Source organism: Streptomyces sp. NPDC000941 (assembly GCF_053599555.1).
Genome location: NZ_JBSFMM010000552.1, coordinates 1 through 1,340, shown reverse-complemented (window position 1 = coordinate 1,340; position 1,340 = coordinate 1). Strand labels below are relative to the sequence as shown.

Genomic DNA, 1,340 nt, shown 5'->3' with positions numbered 1-1,340 from the left:
ATCGACTGAGCGGGGGCTGTCTGTCGTGTTGTCGGGTGTGGGTGTGGTGCGGGATGACGCGGTGGCTGTGGTGGGTTTGTCGTGTCGTTTTCCTGGTGCGTCGGGTGTGGGGGAGTTTTGGGGTTTGTTGCGGGGTGGGGTGGATGCGGTGTCGTTGGGGCCGGTTGGGCGTGGTGGGGTGGGGGGTTCGTGGTGGGGTGGGTTTTTGGATCGGGTGGATGGTTTTGATGCGGGGTTTTTTGGTGTTTCGCCGCGTGAGGCGGTGTTGATGGATCCGCAGCAGCGGTTGGTTTTGGAGTTGGTGTGGGAGGCTTTGGAGTTTGGTGGTGTGGTTCCTGGGGGGTTGCGGGATTTGGGTGTTGGTGTGTTTGTGGGGTCTATGTGGGATGATTATGGGTTGGTGTCGGGTGGGGTGGGTGTGGGGGGTGTTGGTCAGCATTCGATGACGGGTTTGTCGCGGGGTTTGTTGGCGAATCGGGTGTCGTATTTTTTGGGGTTGCGGGGTCCGAGTGTGGTGGTGGATTCGGGTCAGTCGTCTTCGTTGGTTGCGGTGCATCAGGCGGTTGCGGCGTTGCGGGGTGGGGAGTGTGGGTTGGCGTTGGCGGGTGGTGTGAATTTGTTGTTGTCGGGGGATTCGTGGGTGCGGTCGGAGCGGTTTGGTGGGTTGTCGGTTTCGGGGCGGTGTCGGGTTTTTGATGCGGGGGCTGATGGTTATGTGCGGGGTGAGGGTGGTGGGTTTGTGGTGTTGAAGCGGTTGGTGGATGCGGTGGCTGATGGTGATCGGGTGTTGGCGGTGATTCGTGGGTCTGCTGTGAATAATGATGGTGGGGGCGGGGGGTTGACTGTTCCGCGGGGTGTGGGGCAGGAGGAGGTGTTGCGGTTGGCGTATGAGCGGGCTGGGGTGGATGTGGGTGGTGTGCAGTATGTGGAGTTGCATGGGACGGGGACGCGGTTGGGTGATCCGGTGGAGGCGGGGGCGTTGGGTGCGGTGGTGGGTGGTGTGGTGCGGGGGCGTGGTGGGGTGTTGCGGGTTGGTTCGGTGAAGTCGAATTTTGGTCATTTGGAGGGTGCTGCGGGGATTGCTGGGTTGTTGAAGGTTGTTTTGTCGTTGTGGTTTCGGGAGTTGCCGCCGAGTTTGCATTTTGAGCGTGTTAATCCGTTGATTCCTTTGGGTGAGTTGGGTTTGTGTGTGCAGTCGGAGTTGGGGGGTTGGCCGCGGTCGGGTGAGGTGTTGGTTGCGGGGGTGTCGTCGTTTGGTATGGGTGGGACGAATTGTCATGTGGTGGTGGAGGAGGGGCCTGTTGTTGGTGGGGTGGTGGCTGGCGGTTCGGTGAGTGTTG

1 protein-coding gene is annotated in these 1,340 nt (G+C 60.8%); it reads left to right on the top strand.

The genetic code is table 11. From position 1 onward, the window contains the following. Positions 1 to 25: 25 nt before the first annotated feature. On the top strand, positions 26 to 1,340 hold a 1,315-nt coding region (locus ACWDSL_RS53430; RefSeq protein ID WP_450497020.1), incomplete at its 3' end, for a beta-ketoacyl [acyl carrier protein] synthase domain-containing protein.